5 protein-coding genes and 1 pseudogene are annotated in these 4770 nt (G+C 72.7%); 5 read left to right on the forward strand and 1 reads right to left on the reverse strand.

Going from position 1 to position 4770, the window contains the following annotated elements:
- From HMPREF0591_RS08000 to HMPREF0591_RS08020, 5 genes and pseudogenes are all read left to right on the forward strand, one after another.
- Window positions 1–693: pseudogene (locus tag HMPREF0591_RS08000) on the forward strand (ATP-binding protein); the annotation flags it as partial.
- The gene (locus HMPREF0591_RS08005) at window positions 690–1112 is read left to right on the forward strand and encodes a roadblock/LC7 domain-containing protein (protein ID WP_007167970.1); all 423 of its coding nucleotides are present in this window, start codon (window positions 690–692) and stop codon (window positions 1110–1112) included. The pseudogene HMPREF0591_RS08000 and the gene HMPREF0591_RS08005, both read left to right, overlap by 4 nt.
- 6 nt (window positions 1113–1118) lie before the next feature.
- Window positions 1119–1493 carry a DUF742 domain-containing protein gene (locus HMPREF0591_RS08010; RefSeq protein ID WP_007167971.1) on the forward strand — a complete coding sequence of 125 codons (375 nt, stop codon included), beginning with the start codon at window positions 1119–1121 and terminating at the stop codon, window positions 1491–1493.
- Window positions 1474–2070: a GTP-binding protein gene (locus HMPREF0591_RS08015; RefSeq protein WP_040621399.1), complete on the forward strand. Its 597-nt coding sequence runs from the start codon at window positions 1474–1476 to the stop codon at window positions 2068–2070. Before HMPREF0591_RS08010 ends, HMPREF0591_RS08015 begins: the two co-directional genes overlap by 20 nt.
- On the forward strand, window positions 2067–2618 hold the full coding sequence (locus HMPREF0591_RS08020) for a pentapeptide repeat-containing protein (protein WP_007167973.1): 552 nt from the start codon (window positions 2067–2069) through the stop codon (window positions 2616–2618). The genes HMPREF0591_RS08015 and HMPREF0591_RS08020 overlap by 4 nt, the downstream gene beginning before the upstream one ends.
- A gap of 5 nt (window positions 2619–2623) precedes the next feature.
- Here the strand turns inward: HMPREF0591_RS08020 and HMPREF0591_RS08025 are convergent.
- Window positions 2624–4770, reverse strand: a 2147-nt coding sequence (locus HMPREF0591_RS08025; protein WP_007167974.1) for an ATP-binding cassette domain-containing protein, incomplete at its 5' end; no start/stop codon positions are given.

Here is a 4770-nt window from a genome sequence, read left to right on the forward strand (position 1 = left end):
GACGCCGCCCCGCCGGTCACGTTGCTGCCCCGCCGCAACCCCGGTTCCAGCGGGATCACCGAGGTGCCGGCCCCGCCCGCCGAACAGCCGCCCGAGCGGCCGCGGCGCGAACTGCCCACGCCGTGGTGGGAGAGCGGGACCCCCGCGACACCGGCCGCCCCGGCGACCCCGTCCACGCCTGCCGCCCCGGAGCCGAAACCCGCGCCGGTGCGGGCGGCGTCGGACACGTCGGCGTTCTTCGCCGCGCGGTCGCGGGAGGCCGACAAGACCCCGAGCGCGCCCGGCCCGTCGATTCCGGCCGCCCCCAACCCCACCCCGGCCGACGACGACGTGATCTACCGGCGGCTGATGTCGGAGATGCTGGGCGATCCGCACGACCTGGTCAACAGCCCCGACCTGGACTGGCAGTCGGTGTGGGACCGCGGTTGGACGCTGGCCGCCGCGGCCGAGGAGAAGCCCGTCGAGTCGCGCACCGCCGAGCACGGCCTGCCGGTCCGCACGCCGGGCGCCCGGCTGGTGCCCGGCGCCGCCAACGGTCTGGCCGAACAGGACCAGCCGGCCTCCGCCCGGGAGCCGCAGCACGCGGCCGCGGGCCGCGACCCCGACGCGGTCCGGGCCTCCTTCAGCAGCCACTTCGGCGGCGTGCGCACCGGCCGGTCGCACGCCCGCGAGCAGGGGGACGATCAGGAATGACGTCGCCCGGCAACTCCTCACACGCGGCCGGTGCCCCCACGCTGGACTGGTTGGTGACGCGGTTCGCCCGCGAGGTCCCCGGGGTGGCGCACGCCCTGCTGGTCTCGGTCGACGGGCTGCCCATCGCCGCCAGCGAACATCTGCCGCGCGAGCGCGCCGACCAGCTGGCCGCGGTGGCGTCCGGGCTGGCCAGCCTCGCGACCGGCGCCGCGCAGCTGTTCGAGGGCGGCCAGGTGCTGCAGTCGGTGGTGGAGATGCAGAACGGCTACCTGCTGTTGATGCGGGTCGGCGACGGCTCGCATCTGGCCACGCTGGCCGCGACGTCGTGCGACATCGGTCAGATCGGCTACGAGATGGCCATCCTGGTCGAACGGGTCGGGGGCGTGGTGCAGTCCACCCGCCGGTCCGGCGTCTCGTGAGCCGCGATGGACGAACGCGAGCCCCGGCCGACCGCACGTAAAGGGAACTTGGTCCGCCCGTACACCCTGACGTCCGGGCGGACCGGCACCGACGTTGAGCTTCCCGTGGAAGCGCCGATCCAGACGTTGCAGGCCGGGCTGGCGCACCGGTGGCCGCCCGACGACGCGAAGGGCAAGATCATCCAATTGTGTACCGGCAGCCCCTCGGTCGCGGAAATCTCCGCCCGGCTGGATCTGCCGCTGGGTGTCACGCGCGTCCTGGTCGGCGATCTGGTGTTGTCCGGCTACCTTCGGGTGCACAGGACGTTGTCCGAGCGTTCGACCAGAGATGAGCGCCACGAACTGATAGGAAGGACCCTGCGTGGCCTTAAGGCACTCTGAGGCGCACCCCGACGTGTACGCCGACTCCGCCCACGCCTCGACGAAGATCGTCATCGCGGGCGGCTTCGGCGCCGGCAAGACGACGTTCGTCGGGGCGGTGTCGGAGATCATGCCGTTGCGCACCGAGGCGATGCTCACCGACGCCTCGGCCGCCGTCGACGCGCTCGAGGCGACCCCGGACAAGCGGACCACCACCGTCGCGATGGACTTCGGCCGCATCACCCTGGACGAAGACCTGGTGCTCTACCTGTTCGGCACCCCCGGCCAGCGGCGGTTCTGGTTCATGTGGGACGACCTGGTCCGCGGCGCCATCGGGGCCATCGTGCTGGTGGACTGCCGGCGCCTGGAGGACAGCTTCGCCGCCGTCGACTTCTTCGAGCACCGCAACCTCCCGTTCCTGGTGGCGGTCAACGAGTTCGACGGCGCGCCGCGCTACCCGGTCGCGGAGGTCCGGCAGGCGCTCACCCTGCCCCCGCACATCCCGGTGATCACGGTCGACGCCCGGGACCGCCGGTCGGCCACCGACGCGCTGATCGCGGTCAGCGAATACGCGCTGGCCACCCTGACGGCCAATTGACCGAGCGGTGGGCCGATCGCCACTTCGAGGGCCACGACTTCACCGACGAGGACCTCACCCGCCTGGACACCGAACGGGCCGTGTTCGACGGGTGCGACTTCGGCGGCGCCAACCTGGCCGAGTCCCGACACCGCGGGTCGGCGTTCCGCAACTGCACGTTCCGGCGAACCTCGTTGTGGCACAGCGCGTTTGAGCAGTGCAGCATGCTGGGCTCGGTCTTCGTGCAGTGCCGGATGCGGCCGATCTCCTTCGACGAGGTGGACTTCACGCTGGCGGTGCTCGGTGGTAACGACCTGCGCGGCGTCGACCTCAGCGGCTGCCGGCTGCGGGAGGCCAGCCTCGTGGAGGCCGACCTGCGCAAGGCGGTCTTGCGCGGCGCCGACCTGTCCGGCGCGCGGGCGACGGGCGCCCGCCTCGACGACGCCGACCTGCGCGGGGCGGTCGTCGATCCGTCGTTGTGGCGGACCGCCTCGCTGGCGGGCGCCCGCGTGGATGTCGGGCAGGCGGTGGCCTTCGCGGTGGCGCAGGGGCTGCGGCTGGACGGCTGAAAGCCTCAGTGCTTGAGCCGGATGCGCCACCGCACCAGGCCGGCGTAGCCGATCGACAGCGCCGCGAGCATGCCCATGTCGAACAGCCAGGCGCCCGCGGTGTGCTGGAAGTGGCTGTCCCGCGGGCTCTGCGGCCCGGGCGCCACGGTCCACAGGTCGACGGTCGCCGCCTGCGCGGCGTACCCCCACCTCGACGGCACCACCCAGGACAGCTGGTCGAGGAAGATCCGGTTGGTGACCGGCACCATCCCGCCGGACAGCACCATCTGGCCCATCAGCGACACCACCAGCAGCGGCATGATCTGCTCGTTGGAGCGCGCCAGCGCCGACAGCAGCAGGCCGAGCATCGCCGCGGCCACACAGGTCGCCGCGACGGCGACGAACAACTCGAGGGTGGCATTCCCGAGCAGCACGGCCGGCCGCTTCGGGGCGCCCTTGCCGATCACCACGATGGCGGTGGCGATCGCCGCCTGCACGACGGCGAACACGCAGAACACTGCGATCTTGGCGAGCAGGTATGCGGTGGTCGACAGGCCGACCGCCTGCTCGCGCCGGAAGATGGGCCGCTCACCGATCAGGTCGCGGATCGTCAGCGCGGTCCCCATGAACGCCGCGGCCATCGTCAACAGGGTCAGGATGGTCCCGGCCTCACCGGCCGAGTCGCTCGTCGGGTCGGCGTACCCGAAGCCGGTGTGGCCGGGAACGGTCAGCGACAGCGCGCCCATGACGAACGGCAACAGCGCCAGGAACACGAAATACGCGCGGTCGGCGACGACCAGCCGGACCTGGCGGCGGGCGACGGTGAAGAACTGGTGGCGCATGCTGGTGCGCGGCGGGACGCCGAGGTCGGCCGGCGCCTCCGTCTGCGCGGGCGGCGGCGGCTTGTTTTGCGCCAGGAAGCGGCGGTTGGCCTCGTCGGGGTCGGCGCCCACCTTCGCGAAGATCTGCGCCCAGTTGGTGGTGCCCATGGCCGCGCCGATCTGGTCGGGCGGCCCCAGGAACGCGGTCTTGCCGCCGGGCGCCATCAGCAGCACCTGGTCGCAGACGTCGAGGTAGGTCAGGGAGTGCGTGACGACGAGCACCACGCGGCCGGCGTCGGCCAGCTGGCGCAGCATGGTCATCACCTGCAGGTCCAGCGCCGGGTCCAGGCCCGAGGTCGGCTCGTCGAGGATCAGCAGCGACGGCCCGGTGAGCAGCTCGAGGGCCACCGACGCCCGCTTGCGTTGCCCGCCGGAGAGCTTGTCGACCCGGGTGTCCGCGTGCTGGGTCAGCCCCAGCTCGTCGAGCACCTGGGCGACCACCTCTTCCCGGTCGGCCCTGCTCGTGTCGGGCGGCAGCCGCAGCTCGGCCGCGTAGCCCAGGGCCTGGTTGACCGTCAGCTGGCGGTGCACCACGTCGTCCTGGGGGACCATGCCGATCCGGGTCCGCAGCGACGCGTATTCGGTGTGGATGTTGTGCCCCTCGAACGTGACCACCCCGGCGGTCGGGGTGGCGTACCCGGCGATCAGCCGCGACAGCGTGGTCTTGCCCGCGCCGGACCCGCCGATCAGGGCGGTCAGCGTGCCGGGGCGCGCCGTCAGCGAGATCTTCTCGAGCAGGTTCTTGCCGTTGACGCTGAAGTCGACGCCGCGCACCTCCAGCCCGCCGGTGCGCGCCGCCGCCTCCTGGCGGCGGATCAGGATCCCGCCGGAGAACACCAGGTCGACGTTGCCGATCGTCACGACGTCGCCCTCGGACAGCACCGCGGACGCGGCCTTCACCCCGTTGACGAAGGTGCCGTTGCTGCTGTTGGCGTCCCGAATCTCGGGGCCCGCCGGCGTCGGTGTCAGGAAGGCGTGATGGCGCGACGCCAGTACGTCGTGGATGACGATGTCGTTGTCGAGCGCGCGGCCGATCCAGGCGGCCCGCCCGGGCCGGTCGGTCACCCGCTCGGACTCAGGGCCCAGGTTCGGCACCCGGGTGGTGGGGAACTCCGCCACCTGGCCGCTCACGCCGATCTGGGTCGGCGGGCTGAGGTCGGGCGGACCGGCCGACTGTGCGTTGGGGTCGGGCGGCCCGCCCGACTGGGGCACCGATCGGGTCGCGGCGTCCGGCCGGACGATCGGGACGGCGGTGGTGCGGTGCGGTCCCTCCCAGGGCCGCGGCGGCCGCG

Source organism: Mycobacterium parascrofulaceum ATCC BAA-614, from assembly GCF_000164135.1.
In the GTDB taxonomy this organism is placed as follows: domain Bacteria; phylum Actinomycetota; class Actinomycetes; order Mycobacteriales; family Mycobacteriaceae; genus Mycobacterium; species Mycobacterium parascrofulaceum.

Bases quoted from the DNA above. Each gene is read 5' to 3' on its own strand.
- HMPREF0591_RS08005 (WP_007167970.1), top strand. From the start codon at position 690: ATGACGTCGCCCGGCAACTCCTCACACGCGGCCGGTGCCCCCACGCTG.
- HMPREF0591_RS08010 (WP_007167971.1), top strand. From the start codon at position 1,119: ATGGACGAACGCGAGCCCCGGCCGACCGCACGTAAAGGGAACTTGGTC.